The following is an 18,495-nucleotide window of genomic DNA, read 5'->3' as shown; positions in this document are numbered from 1 at the left end:
TTGGTTTTGACAGACGAGGCCGCAAACACCGGCTTTACCCATATGCGCGGCATTCGCCCGTTCACACAGCCGATCATGCTGCTGGTGTTCGGCCTTGTGACCGGCGTTTCCACGCTTTTCGCACCGGGCCCGGAGGTGCGCTTTGGCCTGATGGCGGTGACCGGCGGTTGCCTGTCCGCGGCCGTTCTGGTGGCCCTGCGCGACGGCTGGCGGATGTGGCGCGCGCGGAGCACGTTTCGATCGGCGATGGAGCTGATCGAACACGATCCCTCGCCTTGCCTTTGCACTGACGACACCGGCGCGATCCTGTTGCAGAACGATGCGGCGGAGCGGCGTTTCGGCGATCGGCGCGGCGCGTCGGTGGCCCGCGCCATCGGCAGCGTCTTGCCCAATGCGGCTGCTGTCGTGTTCCGGCAGGAAACGGCCATCGGGCGACGGCCGTCGTCCCACGAAGTTGTGGTCACGCCACGCGGCACGGTCCGGCTGGCGGCGCATCGGATGCGCGGCGGCGTGATCTGGCGACTGGACGACCTGGCCGATGCGCATGCGCGCCATGGCGAGTCGATCGGGCTGCCGATGATGGTGGTCAGCAGCCATGACACGGTCCTGTCGATGAATGCCGCGATGCGCGATGTGCTGGGGCGCCGGGCCACGGATCTTGAAGATGTGTTTCCCGAACAACCGCTTGTCGCGGGGCGTCGGTCGAGCCTGCAGGGCGCGGATGGTAAGATCGAGGTGATCCCGATTGTCGTGCGTGCCAAGGACGGCCGCCGAGAGGTCTACGCGGTGCCGGGCCTGTCAGAGCCGCCCGCCGCTTCAGTCGCGGCGCGGGCCTTCGAGTCGCTGCCTGTCGCGCTGTTGCATATCGGCGCGGAGGGGGAGCTTCTGGCCTCCAACCAGAATGCGCAGACGCTGCTTGGCATATCCGCCGAAGCGAGCGGGCCATTGTCGCAATTCGTCGAAAACCTGGGCCGACCCGTTAACGACTGGGTGGCCGATACGCTGGCCGAACGCATCCCGAACCGCGCCGAGGTTGCGCGCGCGAAATTACGCAAGGATGAGACGTTCCTGCAGATCTCGCTGAGCCGGATCGTGGATGGCACCGGCCCGTCGCTTCTGGCGGTGCTGCATGACGCGACCGAGTTGAAAACGCTGGAACAGCAGTTCGTCCAAAGTCAGAAAATGCAGGCAATCGGCGAACTTGCGGGTGGTGTGGCGCATGATTTCAACAACCTTTTGACCGCGATTACCGGGCATTGCGACCTGCTACTGCTGCGCCATGATCAAGGCGATCAGGACTACGCGGATCTGGTGCAGATTAACCAAAACGCCAACCGCGCGGCCTCACTTGTGGGACAGCTTCTGGCGTTTTCGCGCAAGCAGACGCTGGAGCCGGAGGTGATCGACCTGCGCGATTCCGTGGGCGAGTTGACGCATCTTTTGAACCGGCTTGTGGGCGAGCGGATCACGCTGTCTTTGTCGAACGATCCGGCGCTTACCCCGATCCGGGCCGACCGGCGGCAGCTTGATCAGGTGATCATGAACCTCGTGGTAAACGCCCGCGACGCGATGCCCGAGGGCGGCGAAGTGCGGGTCGAGACGCGCATGGTCCACCTCAGCGAAGTGATGCGCCGCGATCAGGCCGTGGTGCCCGCAGGGTCTTACGTCACGATCCGTGTCCGCGATCAGGGGCAGGGCATCCCGGCCGATAAACTGAACCGCATTTTCGAGCCCTTCTTTACCACGAAACGCGCCGGTGAGGGCACCGGCCTCGGCCTGTCGATGGCCTATGGAATCATCAAGCAAACGGGCGGCTACATCTTCGTGGACAGCGCCGTGGGTGCCGGGACAACCTTCACCATTTACATCCCCGCCCACGAGGCCACGGCCGAAGACGACGACGCATCAGACATGATTGACGTGACCCCGAAAGCCAGCGCCGCATTGTCCGATGATCGCCGTCCGGGCGTTGTTTTGTTGGTCGAAGACGAAGCGCCGGTGCGTGCGTTTGCCTCGCGTGCACTGCGTTTGCGGGGCTACACCGTGATCGAGGCGGGCAGCGCGGAAGAGGCGCTTGAGACGCTGGAAGACGCGGATCTGGCCGTGGATCTGTTCGTCACCGACGTGATCATGCCCGGCCTCGACGGGCCGACATGGGTGCGCCAGGCGCTCAAGGACCGGCCAGAGACCAAGGTGGTTTTCGTGTCGGGCTATGCCGAGGACGCGCTCGACGGAAAATCGGAAGACATCCCCGGCTCGGTCTTCCTGCCGAAGCCGTTTTCGCTCACGGATCTGACCGACACGGTGCGGCGGCAATTGCATTAACGCCCCGACGCCTGAACCCTTCGCCAGAGTGCGAATTCCTCGGGCGCCTCCGCGTGCAGACGCGCGACAATCGGTGGGCTCAACTCTGTTGTCATGGCGGGCGAGACATTGCTGCGCCCCGGTTCGAGCCGCACGCCAACCCGTTCTTCGAGAAATCCGACCGCCTCATCCAACTTCGCGTGGCTGAACAGGTGGTCCACGCCAACGCGCCCGTCGTCGCCGGACACAAAACGCGATTGGCGTCCGACCTTGGCGAAGGGCGGCGGGTCGTCTTGCAGCCATGCCTCGACGAAAGCATCGAAACCGATACCCCGGGTGGAGTTCGGGCGCCCCGCAATCGCGTCGCGGCTGCGATAGCGATACCAACTCGACAGCCAGCCGACCGGTTCGCGGATCACCGCCATCACCTCCATCGGATGCTGGCCGCGTTGCTCGAAAAACCCCTGTAATTGGGCCTCGTAGCGTCGCAGCGTGCAATGCTTTTGCCGCGGAGGATTGAGGATCGCTGCATCGGCATGGGGCAACAGCGCCTGCTCCAGCGCGGTCGTGCCGGTTTTCGGCACCGCCAACAGCACCAGCCGCGCTTTCCAGAAGACCAACATGCCGGTTCCTTGTCTTTTTGCCCGCTTGTAACCGATTGTTAACCGCTCATGCCAAAAGATCACCATAGAAGATTTATATTGATCTGTTCTCGTTTTGTTTGTTAACCATGTATGCGAACAAGAGGTGAACAAAGAGCATGCCGGGTTTTGGGACACGAAACCCCGACCGGCCCCATTGCCGCCACGCCCCGCGGCATGACATAAGGACGAAACCCCATGGCAACGGCGAACCTTCTCGACATGAATGACCGTATCTCGGCCGACAAGCAAAAGGCCCTCGACAGCGCATTGGCCCAGATCGAACGTCAGTTCGGCAAAGGCTCCATCATGAAACTGGGCGGCGAGAACGCGCTGCCCGATATCGATTCGACCTCCACCGGATCGCTTGGCCTCGACATCGCGTTGGGCATCGGCGGCATCCCCAAGGGGCGCATCGTCGAGATCTATGGCCCTGAAAGTTCGGGAAAAACCACGCTGACGCTGCATTGCGTGGCCGAGGAACAGAAAAAGGGCGGCGTTTGCGCCTTCGTCGATGCCGAGCACGCGCTTGACCCGCAATACGCCAAAAAGCTTGGCGTCGACCTCGACGAATTGCTGATCTCGCAGCCCGACACCGGCGAACAGGCGCTTGAAATCGTCGATACGCTGGTCCGCTCCGGCGCGGTGAGCATGGTCGTCGTCGACTCGGTCGCGGCGCTGACGCCGAAGTCCGAGCTGGAAGGCGACATGGGCGACAGCTCGGTCGGCGTGCACGCGCGTCTGATGTCTCAGGCGATGCGCAAACTGACCGGATCGATTAACCGCTCCGGCTGTACGGTGATCTTCATTAACCAGATCCGCATGAAAATCGGTGTCATGTTCGGCTCGCCCGAGACGACCACCGGCGGCAATGCCCTGAAATTCTACTCCTCCGTCCGCCTCGACATCCGCCGCATCGGCGCGCTCAAGGACCGCGACGAAGTGGTCGGCAACGCCACCCGCGTGAAGGTCGTGAAAAACAAGGTCGCGCCGCCGTTCAAGCAGGTGGAATTCGACATCATGTATGGCGAAGGCATCTCGAAGATGGGCGAATTGCTCGATCTTGGCGTGAAGGCGGGCGTGGTCGAGAAATCCGGCTCCTGGTTCAGCTACGGCGATGAACGCATCGGGCAGGGGCGTGAAAACGCCAAGACCTTCCTGAAGGACAACACCGATATCGCGTTGCAGATCGAAGACAAGATCCGCGCCGCCCATGGCCTCGATTTCGAGATGGAGCGCGAAGGCGATGAGGATATCCTCGACGACGACGCCTGAGGCACACAGTTTCCGGGCGACCGGATCGAGAGGGAATGGGGGCGGCCTTTTTGGGTCGCCCTTTTTCGTGGGCGTCCTGTGGACAGACTGCGGCGGCAGGGATACATCGGCCTTTGCAGCTCAGCTACGGACGCGCCAATGACCAGCCTCAACGATATCCGCTCGACCTTCCTCGATTACTTCGCCCGGCAAGGCCACGAGGTCGTCGCGTCGAGCCCGCTTGTTCCGCGCAATGACCCGACGTTGATGTTCGTCAATTCCGGCATGGTGCAGTTCAAGAACCTGTTTACCGGGGTCGAGACCCGCGGTTACCAGCGCGCGACCACGTCGCAGAAATGCGTCCGCGCGGGCGGCAAGCACAACGATCTCGACAACGTGGGCTACACCGCGCGCCACCATACCTTCTTTGAAATGCTGGGAAATTTCAGCTTTGGGGACTATTTCAAGGACGACGCCATCGCCTTCGCCTGGGAGTTGATCACCCGCGATTTCGGGATCGACAAGTCGAAGCTTTTGACCACCGTTTACCATACCGACGACGAGGCGTTCGAGATCTGGAAAAAGGTCGGCGTGCCCGAAGACCGGATCATCCGCATCGCGACGTCGGACAATTTTTGGCAGATGGGCCCAACGGGGCCATGTGGGCCGTGCACCGAGATCTTCTATGACCACGGCGATCACATCTGGGGCGGGCCGCCGGGCAGCCCGGAGGAAGATGGCGACCGGTTCATCGAGATCTGGAACATCGTTTTCATGCAGAACGAGCAATTCGCCGACGGCTCCATGGTGCCGCTTGAGATGCAGTCGATCGACACCGGCATGGGGCTGGAGCGGATCGGGGCATTGCTACAGGGCAGCCATGACAACTACGACACCGACACGATGCGCAGCCTGATGGAGGCGTCGGCCAACGCGTCCTCGACCGATATCGATGGCTCGCAGAACGTGCACCACCGCGTGATCGCCGACCACCTGCGCTCGACCTCGTTCCTGATTGCCGATGGGGTGATGCCGTCCAATGACGGGCGCGGTTATGTCCTGCGTCGCATCATGCGGCGCGCGATGCGGCATGCGCATCTGCTCGGGGCGAAAGACCCGCTGATGTACCGCCTCGTGCCCGCCTTGGTCAGCCAGATGGGTCAGGCCTATCCCGAATTGGGCCAGGCGCAGGCGCTGATCACCGAAACACTGAAGCTTGAGGAAGAGCGGTTCCGTCAGACGCTGGATCGCGGTCTGAAGCTGCTGGACGATGAATTGGGCAATCTGCCGGAGGGCAACGATTTGCCCGGCGAGGCAGCGTTCAAGCTCTACGACACTTACGGCTTCCCGCTTGATCTGACGCAGGATGCGTTGCGCGAAAAGGGCCGTGGCGTGGACACCGACGGGTTCGACGCAGCCATGGAGGCGCAGAAAGCCAAGGCGCGCGCGGCCTGGTCCGGCTCGGGCGACGCAGCCGATGCGACGATCTGGTTCGACATCGCGGAAGACCATGGCACCACCGAATTCCTCGGCTACGACACGGAAATCGCGGAGGGTCAGATCCTCGCGCTTGTCAGCGACGGCGCACGGATTGAAGCGGCCAAGGGCGAGGTCACGGTCGTCCTGAACCAGACGCCGTTTTACGCGGAATCGGGCGGGCAGGTGGGCGACACCGGCACGATCCGCACCGAAACCGGGCGCATCGCGGTGCGCGACACGCGCAAGGTGGCCGATGTGGTCCTGCATATCGGCACGGTTGAGGAGGGCGAGGTGACGCAGGGGCAGGGCGCCGAACTCGTCGTGGACCATGACCGCCGCGGCGCGATCCGGGCCAACCATTCGGCAACGCATCTCCTGCACGAGGCGCTGCGTGAGCGGCTGGGGGATCACGTGGCGCAGCGCGGCTCGCTCAATGCGCCCGAGCGGCTGCGGTTCGATTTCTCGCATAATCATGCGCTGAGCCGGGAAGATCTGGCCGAAATCGAGCGTGAGGTGAATTTCTACATCCGCCAGAACGAGGCCGTCGAGACGCGCATCATGACGCCCGACGACGCCCGCGCCATCGGTGCGCAGGCGCTGTTCGGCGAGAAATACGGCGACGAGGTGCGCGTCGTGTCCATGGGGCGTGCGGCAACCGGCAAGGGGATCAATGGCGAGACCTGGTCGCTGGAATTGTGCGGCGGCACCCATGTGGGCCGGACCGGCGAAATCGGTGCCTTCGTGACGCTTGGCGACAGCGCGTCGAGCGCGGGCGTGCGGCGGATCGAGGCGCTGACCGGACAGGCGGCGCAGGAGTATTTGCGCGGGCAGGATCACCTTCTTGCCGAGACGGCAGCGGCGCTCAAGACGCAGGCGTCGGATGTGCCGGATCGGGTGAAGGCGTTGATGGACGAGCGCAAAAAGCTGGAAAACGAGGTCGCGCAATTGCGCCGTGAGCTGGCCATGGCCGGTGGCGCCAGCGCGCCCGAGGCGGCAGAGGTGAACGGCATTGCCTTCCACGCGCAGGCCCTGTCGGGCGTGACGGGCAAGGATCTGGCCGGGATCGTGGATGAACATAAAGCGCGCCTTGGCTCGGGCGCGGTGCTTTTGATCGCGGATGCGGGCGGCAAGGCGGCGGTGGCGGCAGGCGTGACCGATGACCTGACCGACCGCATCAGCGCCGTCGATCTGGTGCGCGCCGCCACGCCGGCGCTGGGGGGCAAGGGCGGCGGTGGCCGGCCTGATTTCGCGCAAGGCGGCGGGGCCGATGCGTCCAAGGCCGAGGATGCGATTGTCGCGGCGAGAGCCGTCATTGAAGGAGTGTGAGCGATGCCCGGAGCCTATTGGATTGCCCATGTCACGGTCAGCGACGACGCGGCTTATGCGAAATATGCAGCGCTCGCGACCGAGGCGATCACCGCCCATGGCGGCAAGTTCATGGCGCGTGGCGGCACCGCGATCCAGAAGGAAGGCCGCGCCCATCCGCGCAATGTCGTGGCCCTTTTTCCGTCGCTTGACGCGGCCAATGCCTGCTATGAGAGCGCGACCTATCAAGAGGCGCTGAGCCATGCCAAAGGGGCCTCGGAACGGGATCTGGTGCTGGTCGAAGCGGTCGAATGACGCGCCACGCGACACGAAACACTCGACGCAATCGGAGGTGGCGCTAGGTTAACATCAAGGGTTTCGCGTGCGAAACTTTCTGCTGCATTAACAGGGTGTTAACCACGTTTCATGTCCTCCCCGATCCTATATTGGGCGCGCCGTGACCTGCGCCTGTCCGACAATCCCGCGCTGGTCGCGGCCTGCGCGGCCGGTGCCCCGGTGATCCCTGTCTTCCTGTGCGACGAGGTGGTGGAGAGCCATGGCGCGGCGCCGAAATGGCGGCTGGGTCTTGGGGTCGAGGCATTTGCCGAGGCGCTGGCCGAGGCCGGATCGACCCTGATCTTGCGACGTGGTGAGGCGCTGAAGTGTCTGCGTCAGTTGATCGAAGAGACCGGCGCGAAAGCGGTCCATTGGAACCGGCTCTACGACCCCGACAGCAGGCAACGCGATGAGGCCGTGAAGGCCGCGCTGAAGGAAGACGGCATCGACGCCGTAAGCCACAATGGCCATGTTCTGTTCGAGCCCTGGACGGTCGAGACCGGCGGTGGGTCGTTCTACAAGGTCTACACGCCATTCTGGAAAAGCGTGCGCGACCGCGACCCGGGCGAAGCGCTCAGTACGCCGAAAATCCCCGCGCCCGAGAGCTATCCCGCAAGCGACGCCGTCGCCGATTGGCAGCTTGGCGCGGCGATGGATCGCGGCGCGAAGGTCGTGGCGCCGCATCTGAATGTGGGCGAGGCGGCGGCACGGGGTCGGCTTGCCAATTTCATCGGCCAAGGCATCGACGATTATGCCGATGCGCGGGACAACCTGGCAAAGAACGGCACCTCGCTTCTGTCGGAAAACCTCGCTTATGGTGAGATTTCTGCGCGCGCGTGCTGGTGGGCGGGCCAACGCGCGATGCAGGAGGGCAAGGCGGGGGCCGAGACGTTTCTCAAGGAGGTCGTCTGGCGCGACTTCGCCTATCACCTCGTCTACCACACGCCGCGGATTACCACCGGCAACTGGCGCGAGGAATGGGACGCGTTTCCGTGGAACACCGACGAACGCAAGGCCGAGGTGAAGGCGTGGAAGCAGGGGCGCACGGGCATGGCGATTGTCGATGCGGCGATGCGCGAGATGTATGTGACGGGACGGATGCACAACCGCGCCCGGATGCTGGTGGCGAGCTACCTGACCAAGCATCTGATGTGTCACTGGAAAATCGGGATGAATTGGTTCGAGGCGTGCTTGGTGGATTGGGACCCGGCGTCGAACGCGATGGGCTGGCAATGGTCGGCGGGCTCGGGGCCCGACGCGACACCCTATTTCCGGGTCTTCAACCCAGAGACACAGGCCGAGAAGTTCGACAAGGCGGGGCGCTACCGGATGCGGTGGCTGGCCGAAATCACCCGCCAGCCGCCCGAGACGGCGTCGAGCTATTTCGAAGCGATCCCGCGAAACTGGCAGATGACGCCAGAAGATGGCTACCCGTCGGAGCCGATCGTGGACGCCGCCGAGGGAAGAAAACGTGCGCTGCAGGCCTATGAGAACCGAAACTTCTGACAACATTGTGTCGTGTATCGTTTACACTGACAATCATTCGGGGCTTGCCCCGCGGCACCGCGCCTCGCAAAAGTAACGCGGGAAAAAGGGAAAAAAATGACCGCACTGACATCACTTGAGGGGCAGCGTGATCTGCCGCGCTATTTCAAGGCCGTCTTCGATCAGGCGCAGCGGTTGGAACATGGCCGCATCGATTTTCGCTTGCCCGATGGCCGCGTGTTCCGTGTCGAGGGCGACGCGCCGGGCCCGGTGGGCGAGCTGAACATCCACAACGTAGACATTTTCGCGCGCCTGATCCGCGAGGGCGATCTGGGCTTTTGCGACGCCTATCTTGATGAATGGTGGTCGACGCCGGATTTGCAGGCGTTTCTGGACGTGGTCCATGCCGACAACGACGAGGTCTACGACGGCTTTCTGGGCATGGGATTGATCCGGGCCTACGAGAAATTCCGCTTCTGGTTGCAGTCGAACACCAAGCGGCAGGCAAAGAAGAACATTTCGGCGCATTACGATCTGGGCAATGATTTCTATGCGCTTTGGCTGGACGATACGATGACGTATTCCAGCGCGCTGTTCGAGACCGGGCAGGAAAGCCTGGAGGCTGCGCAGATCGCCAAATACAAGCAGATGGTCGATGAAATGGGCGCACAGCCCGGCGAGCACGTGTTGGAGATCGGCTGCGGCTGGGGCGGGTTTGCGGAATACGCCGCCAAGGAACGCGGGCTGAGAGTGACGGGCCTGACAATCTCCAAGGAACAGCACGATTACGCTGTCAAACGCATTGCGGAGGCCGGTTTGAGCGACCGCGTGGAGATCAAGCTGCAAGATTACCGTGACGAGAAGGGCACATATGACGGGATCGCGTCGATCGAAATGTTCGAGGCGGTCGGAGAGAAATACTGGCCCACCTATTTCGACGTGCTCCGCGAGCGCCTCAAGCCCGGACGCAACGCCACGCTTCAGATCATCACCGTGCAGGACAAGCGCTGGGACGTCTACCGCAGGGGCGTTGATTTCATTCAGAAATACATCTTTCCGGGCGGCATGCTTCCGGCCCCCAGCGTGCTGCGAGAGCAGGTCGAACGGGCCGGTTTGAGCGTCGCAAACTCCGTCGAATTTGGCGAAAGTTACAGCCAGACCTGCCGCCGCTGGCACGAAACCTTCAACGAAAAATGGGATCAGATCGCCGCCATGGGCTTTGACGATCGGTTCCGGCGGATGTGGAATTTTTACCTGACCTCTTGCGCGGCGACGTTCCATTTCGGAAATTGCGACGTAACGCAGATAACGGTCCAAAGACCGGCATAACAAAGAGGACGGGCGGTCATGCCCACAGGCTCAAAACTCGTCGGTGCCGTATTGTTTTGCGCAATCGGCTACTACGCGGCGTTACAGGTGATCCCGACGTTCCCTGAAGGCACGTCCATGACGTACTTCCCTTTGGTCATCGCCTTGATCGGTTTGGCCAATGGCTGGATGGTGATCGGCACGCGCGCGGGTGCGGGTTTGAACGCCGCGATTGCGAACGGGCTGCGGACTTCGTTGCAGATCGTGTTTTTTGGCCTGTTGCTGTTTTCCCTGCGGCGAATGTTCATTCGTGCAGCGGATCTGGCGTATACGAATTCTGGCCTTGGGCACGCGATTTCGGATGCGCTGACGTTCTTCATGGAATTCTTCATCCAATCGCTGACCATCGAGATCTGGGGCGTGCTGTTTGTGGGCGGCATCGTCGGCGGTTTGCTGACGGAATGGGCCGCCAAGACCTGGCGCTGACATGCCATTGATCTTTCTGTTTGGCACGCTGTGTCACCTGCCACTGCTGCGCGCGGTGGCGGGATGTGAGGTGCCGGGAGTTCGTGCAGCTCTGCGGGGGTTTCGCGCGGCCTGGGTGGCGGGCCAGAGCTGGCCGATGTTGGAGCGCCGGGACGGCGCAGGGGCCGAGGGCCTTCTGATCGAGCCGGGTCCGGAGGCGTTGGAGCGGCTGGATTTCTACGAGGCCTGCTTTGGCTACACCCGACGCAAGGTCGAGGTGATCCGCGACGGCGCGCCGATCGCGGCAGAGGCCTGGTTCCCGCCCGCAGATGCTGCGCAAAGCCCCGGTGGGGAATGGTCGCTGTCGGATTGGGCCGCGCAATGGGGCGCGTTGCAAACGATCGCCGCCGGCGAAGTCATGCGCCAGAGAGGCCAGATCGCGCCCGAAGTTCTGAGCGCGCGGTTTCCGATCATCCGTGCGCGCGCCGACGCCTACCTGCGTGCCGGGCAATGGCGCAGGCCCGGCCATGCAGGCCGTCACATGCCCGCCGAGCGGATCGACCATCACGAGACGCGCCACACCTACACAGGTTTTTTCAATGCCGAGGAAATCCATGCCAGCCACCCGAGGTTTGACGGGGCCACCAACGGCCCGCTCGCGCGGTCGGTGTTCCGCGTGGCAGATGCCGTGACGGTGCTGCCCTATGATCCGGTGCGCGACCGCATCCTTTTGGTGCAGCAGTTCCGCTTTGGGGCCTATGCCCATGGGGACGCAGATCCCTGGCTGCTGGAGCCTGTTGCGGGGCTGATCGACGCCGGTGAGACGCCCGAGATCGCGGCGCGGCGCGAGGCGCAGGAGGAGGCCAACCTGGCGCTGCGGGAGCTGGAGTTCGTGGCGCGCTATTACCCGTCGCCCGGTGGGGTGGCGCAGGTTCTGTTCTCCTATCTCGCGCTTGCGGATCTGCCCGACGGGATGGCGGGTCTTGGCGGTCATGCCGACGAGAACGAGGATATCCTGAGCCATCTGGTGCCCTATGACCTGGCGCTGCGGATGCTGGCCGAGGGCGATATGGCGGATGCAGCACAGATCATTTCGATGCAATACCTCATGTTGCATCGCGACCGCTTGCGCGCGGGTGTTGCAACGGCTTGAGGTCGGGGGCCGAACTGCCTAATCCTGACGGCATCTGTCAGCCCCGGAAAAGGCGTAGCGCATGACCATCCACAATGACCTGGCCTCTGCCATTGGCAACACGCCACTGATCCGCCTGAAGGCCGCGTCCGAGGCAACGGGCTGCGAGATCCTGGGCAAGGGGGAATTCCTCAACCCCGGCCAGTCGGTCAAGGACCGCGCGGCGTTGTTCATCATCCGTGCGGCGGTGGCCAGCGGGCAATTGCGCCCCGGCGGCACCATCGTGGAGGGCACGGCGGGCAACACCGGCATCGGCCTGGCGCTGGTGGGTGCGTCGCTGGGGTTCAAGACGGTGATCGTGATCCCCGACACCCAAAGCCAGGAAAAGAAGGACATGATCCGCATCGCGGGCGCGGAATTGATCGAAGTTCCGGCGGTGCCGTACGCGAACCCGAACAATTACGTGAAATATTCCGGCCGTCTGGCCGAGCGCTTGGCGCAATCCGACCCGAACGGCGCGATCTGGGCCAACCAATTCGACAATGTCGCCAACCGGCAGGCCCATATCGACATGACCGGCCCCGAAATCTGGGAACAGACCGATCACAAGGTGAACGGCTTTGTCTGCGCGGTCGGCTCGGGCGGAACGCTGGCCGGTGTCGGCATGGCGTTGCAGCCCAAGGGCGTGCAGATCGGGCTGGCGGATCCCGAGGGCTCAGGGCTCTACAAGCTCTATACCGGGCAGGAGGCGGGCGGAAATTCCATCACCGAAGGGATCGGACAGGGGCGCATCACCGCCAATCTCGAAGGCTTCACGCCCGATGTTTGCTACAAGATCCCCGATGCCGAGGCCTTGCCGATCGTCTATGACATCCTCGCCAACGAGGGTCTGTGCCTTGGTGGCTCGTCGGGGATCAACGTGGCCGGTGCCATGCGGATGGCGCGCGACATGGGACCGGGCCACACCATCGTGACGATCCTGTGCGACTACGGCACGCGGTATCAATCCAAACTCTTCAATCCCGATTTCCTGCGCGAAAAGGGCCTTCCGGTGCCGCCATGGATGGATGGCCCGGGCCGAGATGTGCCCGAAGTGTTCGAGGCTTGATGCCCCTATTGCATCGCATCTCTGCGGCGCTGGTGATGGTGCTTGCGCTGATGGGGCCGCTTGCGGGTCTGCCGGTGCTCGCGCAGTCCCAAACTCCAGAGGCCAGCGCCCCGCCGACGGCGCCCGAGACCGCCGCCACTATCGACTATGACGCTTGGGAAACCACGGCCACGGCGGCGGAAAACCTGATCTCCGGCGGGGTCGCCTCCACCGCGTTTTTCGAAAGCCGTCGCGCCGAACTGGTGCGCTGGCGGGCGCAGTTTCTGGCCGCTGAAACCGCCAATGCCGAGCGGATCGACACAATTCAGGCGCAGATCGACGCGCTGGGACCGGCCCCCGCCGAGGGCGAACGCGAGCCCGACACCATTAGCACCCGCCGCACCACGCTGGACAACCGGCTGGAACAGGCGCAGCTTCCGCGATTGGCCGCAAACGAGGCGTTCAACCGGGCCAATGGCCTGATCGCCGAGATCGACGCGATCTTGATCGAACGCCAGACGCAGGAATTGCTGGAGCTTGAGCCGACCCCGGTCAATCCGGTCAACTGGGCCACCGCGCTGACCGCGCTGGCCGATCTTGCCGCGACCCTGCGCAGCCAGACGTTTGCGCGGCTTGGCGATCCGCAGGTGCGCGCCACGATTGCCGACAATGCGCCCGCCATCCTTGGCATGCTTCTGATCGGGTTGGTGATGGTGCTGCGCGGGCGCCCGTTCGTGGCGCGGATGGGCGAGCGGTTCCTGGACGGCGACCGCCGTCGGGGGCGCACCTTGCTTGGGTTCATCGTGTCGCTCGGTCAGTTGATCCTGCCGGTTGTGGGCTTCAGCCTTCTGGCCGCCGCACTCGCCTTCTCGGGCCTTTTGAGCGAGGAAGGCGAGACCCTGATCGGGGCGGTCCTGACGCTGATCGTGGCGATTTATGCGGCCCTGTGGTTGGCCGGGCGGCTGTTCTCGAACCACGAAGAACGCGCCGCCGCCTTCGACACCGCGCCTGCGCTGCGCAAACCGATGCGGCGCACGATCCTGTTCATCGGCCTGCTGACAGGCCTTGGCAATCTGGCCCAGGTGGTGGCCGAGCTGGATATCGTGCCGCCGGCCGCGCGTGGCGTTCTGGTGGTGCCGGTCCATATCGGCCTGGCCTTGATGTATTGGCGCTTGGCGGGGTTGCTCAACCGTATCCGCGCGCCTTTGGTCGAGGCCGAAAGCTCGGGCTTTGCGATCGGCGTGCTGGGTCTGGCGGCGACGGCACTGCGGGTTGTGGCGTTCGTCGGCCCGCTTCTGGGCCTGATCGGCTACATCAACGCGGGCGAGGCGCTGATGGTGCCGGTGGCGATGACGCTGTTCCTGGTCGGGCTGTTGGTGGCGCTGCAGGCGGTGGTGCATGACGGCTACGCGCTGGCCTCGCGGACGTCAAACGAGGCGGCGCGCGAGGCGCTGGTGCCGGTGCTCATCAACTTTGTTCTGTTCCTCTTGGCCGCGCCGCTTCTGGCGATCACGTGGGGCGTGCGCCCCCAGCGCCTGTGGGAGCTTTACGTGCGCCTGCTCGAAGGCTTCACCCTGGGCGAGACGCGGATCACGCCGGGCATCATTCTGGCCGTCATCCTGGTCTTTGCGCTGGGGCTGTTGATCACGCGGCTGTTGCAGGGCGCGCTGAAATCGACGGTTCTGCCGCGCACCAAGCTCGACGTCGGCGCGCGCAATGCCGTCAGCGCGGGCGTGGGCTACGTCGGGATCGCGCTGGCCGCCCTCATCGCGGTGACGAGCGCAGGTATCGACCTGACGGCGCTTGGCTTCGTGGTCGGTGCGCTGTCGGTCGGCATCGGCTTCGGCCTTCAAAATGTGGTCTCGAACTTTGTCTCAGGCATCATCCTGCTGATCGAACGGCCCATCTCGGAAGGCGACTGGATCGAGGTCAACGGCAACATGGGGATCGTCAAGGACATCTCCGTACGCTCCACCACGATTGAAACCTTCGACAAGACCGACGTGATCGTGCCCAACGCCGATTTCATCTCCGGCACGGTGACGAACTGGACCCGGGGCAACACGGTGGGCCGGGTGATGATCAACGTGGGCGTGGCCTACGGCAGCGACACGCGCCGCGTGGCCGATATCCTGATGGAGATCGCGCGCAGCCATGATGACGTTGCCAAATTCCCCGAGCCCGGCGTTGATTTCATGGGCTTCGGGGCCGACAGCCTTGATTTCCGGATGCGGGTCATCCTGCGCGACATCAATCTGTTCGTGAAGGTGCAAACCGAATTGAACCACCGCATCGCCGAACGCTTTGCGCAGGAAGAGCTCGAGATTCCCTTCGCGCAGCGCGATATCTGGTTGCGCAATCCCGAAACGCTGGTTCAGCCGCAATCCCCGCCGCAACCGCGTCCAGAGCCCAAGCCGGAGTAACGATGACCAAGCCGCTTTTCCTTGACGATCCCTATCGCAAATCGGCCTCCGCCACCGTCACGGCCCTGACCGACGAGGGCGGCATCGTGCTGGATCAGTCGATCTTCTACGCGCGGGGCGGGGGGCAGCCGGGCGATAGCGGCACGCTGGATTGGGACGGCGGGCGCATTCCCATCGCCACCACCGTGAAGGGCGAGGCGGGCGCCATCGTTCTGGTTCCCGCCGAGGCGAATCCTTTGCCATCGGTCGGCGCGCGCGTCGAGCAGCGCCTCGATTGGGACCGCCGGATGGGCCACATGCGCATTCACACCGCGCTGCATCTTCTGTCGGTGGTGATCCCACTCCCGGTGACCGGCGGCGCAGTGGGGGCCGAAAAGGGTCGGCTGGATTTCAATATGCCGAACCCGCCCGAAGATCCGGCGGTTGTCGAGGGGCAGTTGAATGCCCTTGTGACGCGCAATTTGCCGGTGAGTGTCGATTGGATCACCGAGGATCAACTCGACGCCAATCCGGGCCTTGTGAAGACCCTGTCGGTGCAGCCCCCGCGCGGTGCGGGGCGCGTGCGTCTGGTGCGGATCGGGGAGGGCGCCGCGCAGGTCGATCTGCAGCCCTGCGGCGGCACCCACGTCGCGCGCACCGGCGAGATCGGGAAACTGAGCATCGTGAAGATCGAGAACAAGGGCAAACAGAACCGCCGCGTCACCATCGAGCTGATCTGAGCGGGCACGCGCGTTTCGCAAAATTGTGCTAGGCTGGCCGCGACCCCACCCGGAGCGCGCCCGATGAACAATTACCTTCTGCGAACAGCCGTCTGGAACCTGGCGGCCAATGACCTGCATGACGGCGGGGCCGGTGACGGGATCCTCGCCGAAGACCCGCAGGCCGCACGTCAGGCGCTTGGCCTGGCGCATCTCGATGCCGATCTGGTCGCTTTGGTCGAGGTCTTCCCGATCACCCATATCGACCGGCTGCGCGACCTTCTGGCCGAAAAGAACCTGAGCTACGACGTCACGATCCTGCCGCAGCCCGACAGCCATCTCAACATCGGTTTCCTGCACAAGCCGTGGTTCACCGTCGAAAACCCGCGTTTCATTCCCGGCTCGGAGGGCACTTATCGTGGCGGGCGGCAGGCGCTGGCCGTGGACGTGATCGCCGGGTCGCGCCTGAAGGCGGTCATGATCGGCGTGCATCTGAAATCGGGCCGCGGCCGCCTGGATCAGGACAAGCGCGACGGCCAATGCAAGGTGATCGGCGCGTGGATCACCGCGCTGCGGCAGGTGCCGGGATACAAGCGACGCCCGATTGTGCTGATGGGGGATTTCAACATGATCCCGGGCCAGGACGTATCGAATTTCCACTACCTCGGCGGGGATGACGAGATGAATTTCGTCTCGTCGTGGGATTTGCAGGACCGCTGGTCGCATATCCTCAAAAGCGGGCGGGCGAACCTACTGGATGGCTTCGCGGTCTCCGGCCCGCCCTCGGCGCGGTATGTGCAGGGCTCGCTTCGGCTTTTCCCGATGCATTGGGCCATGAAGATGGGTCGGGCCAAGTTTCGCAACGAGGTCTCCGATCACCTGCCGTTCACCGCAAGTTTCCGCGTCTCGTAGGCCTCACACCCTCTTGCAAACCGCCCAAGAGTGCGGGTAGACCCGGCCTCGGACAGGTGGCCGAGTGGTCGAAGGCGCGCGCCTGGAAAGTGCGTAGGCGGGAGACCGTCTCGAGGGTTCGAATCCCTTCCTGTCCGCCACCTTACCCTTTTTGTCGAATTGACTGGGTTACCTTGGTCTGCCCTTTTCCTTTTTTTTCTGGCGTGAGGGGCTCCGTGCAGTTGCGTTCGGTTTATTTCGATCCTAACTAATATTGTGCTTTGCGTGGTACGAAGTGTGGTATGGATATGGCTCTGACTGGAAAGCTAACGAAGAAGCTGGTTGAGAACCTGGGGCCGGGACGACACGGGGACGGCAACGGGCTTTACCTTGTGGTGGACCCTTCCGGCGCGCGGCGGTGGATAGTGCGGGTTACGGTCAAGGGCCAGAAGAACGCCAAGGGCGCGCCGATGCGGACGGATTTCGGCTTGGGTGGCGCGGATGTGGTCACTCTGAACCAAGCGCGCGACCGGGCGCTGGAATACCGGCGGATGGCGAAACAGGGCCTCAACCCGCGTTTCAACGCAGCCCGCGAGATACCGACCTTCGAAGAAGTGGCGCAACAGGTTCACATAGATCGGATGCCGACATGGCGGAACACCAAGCACGGGCAGCAATGGATCAACACGCTGCGCGATTTTGCCTTCCCCAAGATTGGGCGAATACCGGTGGATGCGATTGGCCAGCCGGAGGTGCTGATGTGCCTCTCACCCATCTGGACTGAAAAACACGAAACCGCGCGGCGTTTGTCACAGCGGATCAAGACGGTTCTAGACGTGGCGCGCTCGAAAGGGTTCCGGGAGGGTGAAAATCCAGTTGTGGCGATCCGGGACGGGCAGGTTTTGCCGAAGGTGAGGAAAAAGGTGACGCATCACAAGGCGATGCGCTGGCAAGACTTGCCTGCATTCTATGCGGATTTGCAGGGGAGGGAGGCGATGGCGGCAAAGGCGCTCATGTTCACCTGCCTATCCGGATCACGCACCAGCGAAGTGTTGAAGATGCGGTGGGAGGAAGTGGATTTCGATGCGCGCCTGTGGACTTGCCCGGCGGAGCGGATGAAGGGCGGCGAAGACCACCGGGTGCCTTTGACGGATGCGATGATCGAGGTGCTGGAGCCGTTGAAAGCATTGGAGTCGGAGATGGTGTTTGAGGGGCAGAAGCGCCACCGGCCTTTGTCGAACATGGCGATGCTGATGCTCTTGCGGCGGATGGGCGTGGAGGGGGTGACGGTTCATGGCTTCCGCTCGACTTTCCGGGATTGGGCGGGGGAAGTGGCGGGCGCGCCGCGCGAGGTCGCCGAAGTGAGTCTGTCGCACAAAATCGGATCAGAGGTGGAACGGGCCTATGCGCGAAGTGATTTGTTGGATCGGCGGCGGGTGCTGATGGAGCGGTGGTCGGATTACGTGACGGGAGAGAGCGGGGATATTGTGCGGCTACATCCATCGAGGTCAGCCCAATGAAACTCCATAAGTCGGCGAGCCGCTGGGCTTTTGACGTTATATGCGGAGTTGAACGAAACCGAGCGCAATGCCTTGAAACGTCAAAAGGGTTCTTCCACATGACCTTTTGTGGAACATGATGAACTGACCGACCGTCTCTGGAAAATCGCAGAGCAATTTTATCCGCG

14 protein-coding genes and 1 tRNA gene are annotated in these 18,495 nt (G+C 63.3%); 14 read left to right on the top strand and 1 reads right to left on the bottom strand.

Annotation, left to right across the window (positions count from 1 at the left end; translation table 11 throughout):
• Positions 1-75: 75 nt before the first annotated feature.
• Complete coding sequence (locus V8J83_RS04965) at positions 76-2,325, top strand: hybrid sensor histidine kinase/response regulator (protein ID WP_439649773.1); 2,250 nt, start codon at positions 76-78, stop codon at positions 2,323-2,325.
• Here the strand turns inward: V8J83_RS04965 and V8J83_RS04960 are convergent.
• Positions 2,322-2,927 carry a gamma-glutamyl kinase gene (locus V8J83_RS04960; RefSeq protein ID WP_339984067.1) on the bottom strand — a complete coding sequence of 202 codons (606 nt, stop codon included), beginning with the start codon at positions 2,925-2,927 and terminating at the stop codon, positions 2,322-2,324. The two genes, V8J83_RS04965 and V8J83_RS04960, sit on opposite strands and share 4 nt — an antisense overlap.
• Before the next feature lie 216 nt (positions 2,928-3,143).
• Here V8J83_RS04960 and recA point away from each other — a divergent pair, with 216 nt between their 5' ends.
• The 13 genes from recA to V8J83_RS04895 all read left to right on the top strand — a co-directional run bounded on the left by recA (position 3,144) and on the right by V8J83_RS04895 (position 18,328).
• Complete coding sequence (recA, locus tag V8J83_RS04955; protein WP_339984065.1) at positions 3,144-4,220, top strand: recombinase RecA; 1,077 nt, start codon at positions 3,144-3,146, stop codon at positions 4,218-4,220.
• 138 nt (positions 4,221-4,358) lie between these two features.
• Positions 4,359-7,004, top strand: a complete 2,646-nt coding sequence (gene alaS, locus V8J83_RS04950) for an alanine--tRNA ligase (RefSeq protein ID WP_339984063.1) — start codon at positions 4,359-4,361, stop codon at positions 7,002-7,004.
• Positions 7,005-7,007: 3 nt separating this feature from the next.
• Complete coding sequence (locus V8J83_RS04945) at positions 7,008-7,298, top strand: DUF1330 domain-containing protein (protein ID WP_339984061.1); 291 nt, start codon at positions 7,008-7,010, stop codon at positions 7,296-7,298.
• 111 nt (positions 7,299-7,409) lie between these two features.
• Positions 7,410-8,825 (top strand): cryptochrome/photolyase family protein, encoded by a 1,416-nt coding sequence (locus V8J83_RS04940; RefSeq protein WP_339984059.1) that lies wholly within the window; start codon positions 7,410-7,412, stop codon positions 8,823-8,825.
• Between the two features lie 96 nt (positions 8,826-8,921).
• Positions 8,922-10,133, top strand: coding sequence for a class I SAM-dependent methyltransferase (locus tag V8J83_RS04935; protein ID WP_339984057.1), 1,212 nt, complete (start codon positions 8,922-8,924; stop codon positions 10,131-10,133).
• 18 nt (positions 10,134-10,151) lie between these two features.
• Positions 10,152-10,598, top strand: coding sequence for a TrgA family protein (locus V8J83_RS04930; protein WP_339984055.1), 447 nt, complete (start codon positions 10,152-10,154; stop codon positions 10,596-10,598).
• A 1-nt stretch (position 10,599) separates the two neighbouring features.
• Positions 10,600-11,730 carry an NUDIX domain-containing protein gene (locus V8J83_RS04925; RefSeq protein WP_339984053.1) on the top strand — a complete coding sequence of 377 codons (1,131 nt, stop codon included), beginning with the start codon at positions 10,600-10,602 and terminating at the stop codon, positions 11,728-11,730.
• 61 nt (positions 11,731-11,791) lie between these two features.
• The gene (locus V8J83_RS04920) at positions 11,792-12,817 is read left to right on the top strand and encodes a cysteine synthase A (protein WP_339984051.1); all 1,026 of its coding nucleotides are present in this window, start codon (positions 11,792-11,794) and stop codon (positions 12,815-12,817) included.
• The gene (locus tag V8J83_RS04915; protein WP_339985992.1) at positions 12,817-15,219 is read left to right on the top strand and encodes a DUF3772 domain-containing protein; all 2,403 of its coding nucleotides are present in this window, start codon (positions 12,817-12,819) and stop codon (positions 15,217-15,219) included. The genes V8J83_RS04920 and V8J83_RS04915 overlap by 1 nt, the downstream gene beginning before the upstream one ends.
• Positions 15,220-15,221: 2 nt before the next feature.
• Positions 15,222-15,938 carry an alanyl-tRNA editing protein gene (locus tag V8J83_RS04910; RefSeq protein ID WP_339984049.1) on the top strand — a complete coding sequence of 239 codons (717 nt, stop codon included), beginning with the start codon at positions 15,222-15,224 and terminating at the stop codon, positions 15,936-15,938.
• Positions 15,939-16,001: 63 nt separating this feature from the next.
• On the top strand, positions 16,002-16,829 hold the full coding sequence (locus V8J83_RS04905; RefSeq protein WP_339984048.1) for an endonuclease/exonuclease/phosphatase family protein: 828 nt from the start codon (positions 16,002-16,004) through the stop codon (positions 16,827-16,829).
• A gap of 50 nt (positions 16,830-16,879) precedes the next feature.
• Positions 16,880-16,969 (top strand) — tRNA-Ser (locus tag V8J83_RS04900).
• Between the two features lie 147 nt (positions 16,970-17,116).
• Positions 17,117-18,328 (top strand): tyrosine-type recombinase/integrase, encoded by a 1,212-nt coding sequence (locus V8J83_RS04895; RefSeq protein ID WP_339984047.1) that lies wholly within the window; start codon positions 17,117-17,119, stop codon positions 18,326-18,328.
• Positions 18,329-18,495 lie beyond the last annotated feature (167 nt).

Source organism: Gymnodinialimonas ulvae, assembly GCF_037543845.1.
Taxonomy (GTDB): Bacteria; Pseudomonadota; Alphaproteobacteria; order Rhodobacterales; family Rhodobacteraceae; genus Gymnodinialimonas; species Gymnodinialimonas ulvae.
This window is presented reverse-complemented; position numbering and strand designations above follow the sequence as displayed.

What these genes read in the sequence shown, in the direction of transcription:
- V8J83_RS04965 (WP_439649773.1), top strand. Translation starts at nt 76, where the DNA reads ATGCTGCTGGTGTTCGGCCTTGTGACCGGCGTTTCCACGCTTTTCGCA.
- V8J83_RS04960 (WP_339984067.1), bottom strand. Translation starts at nt 2,927, where the DNA reads ATGTTGGTCTTCTGGAAAGCGCGGCTGGTGCTGTTGGCGGTGCCGAAA.
- recA (WP_339984065.1), top strand. Translation starts at nt 3,144, where the DNA reads ATGGCAACGGCGAACCTTCTCGACATGAATGACCGTATCTCGGCCGAC.
- alaS (WP_339984063.1), top strand. Translation starts at nt 4,359, where the DNA reads ATGACCAGCCTCAACGATATCCGCTCGACCTTCCTCGATTACTTCGCC.
- V8J83_RS04945 (WP_339984061.1), top strand. Translation starts at nt 7,008, where the DNA reads ATGCCCGGAGCCTATTGGATTGCCCATGTCACGGTCAGCGACGACGCG.
- V8J83_RS04940 (WP_339984059.1), top strand. Translation starts at nt 7,410, where the DNA reads ATGTCCTCCCCGATCCTATATTGGGCGCGCCGTGACCTGCGCCTGTCC.
- V8J83_RS04935 (WP_339984057.1), top strand. Translation starts at nt 8,922, where the DNA reads ATGACCGCACTGACATCACTTGAGGGGCAGCGTGATCTGCCGCGCTAT.
- V8J83_RS04930 (WP_339984055.1), top strand. Translation starts at nt 10,152, where the DNA reads ATGCCCACAGGCTCAAAACTCGTCGGTGCCGTATTGTTTTGCGCAATC.
- V8J83_RS04925 (WP_339984053.1), top strand. Translation starts at nt 10,600, where the DNA reads ATGCCATTGATCTTTCTGTTTGGCACGCTGTGTCACCTGCCACTGCTG.
- V8J83_RS04920 (WP_339984051.1), top strand. Translation starts at nt 11,792, where the DNA reads ATGACCATCCACAATGACCTGGCCTCTGCCATTGGCAACACGCCACTG.
- V8J83_RS04915 (WP_339985992.1), top strand. Translation starts at nt 12,817, where the DNA reads ATGCCCCTATTGCATCGCATCTCTGCGGCGCTGGTGATGGTGCTTGCG.
- V8J83_RS04910 (WP_339984049.1), top strand. Translation starts at nt 15,222, where the DNA reads ATGACCAAGCCGCTTTTCCTTGACGATCCCTATCGCAAATCGGCCTCC.
- V8J83_RS04905 (WP_339984048.1), top strand. Translation starts at nt 16,002, where the DNA reads ATGAACAATTACCTTCTGCGAACAGCCGTCTGGAACCTGGCGGCCAAT.
- V8J83_RS04895 (WP_339984047.1), top strand. Translation starts at nt 17,117, where the DNA reads ATGGCTCTGACTGGAAAGCTAACGAAGAAGCTGGTTGAGAACCTGGGG.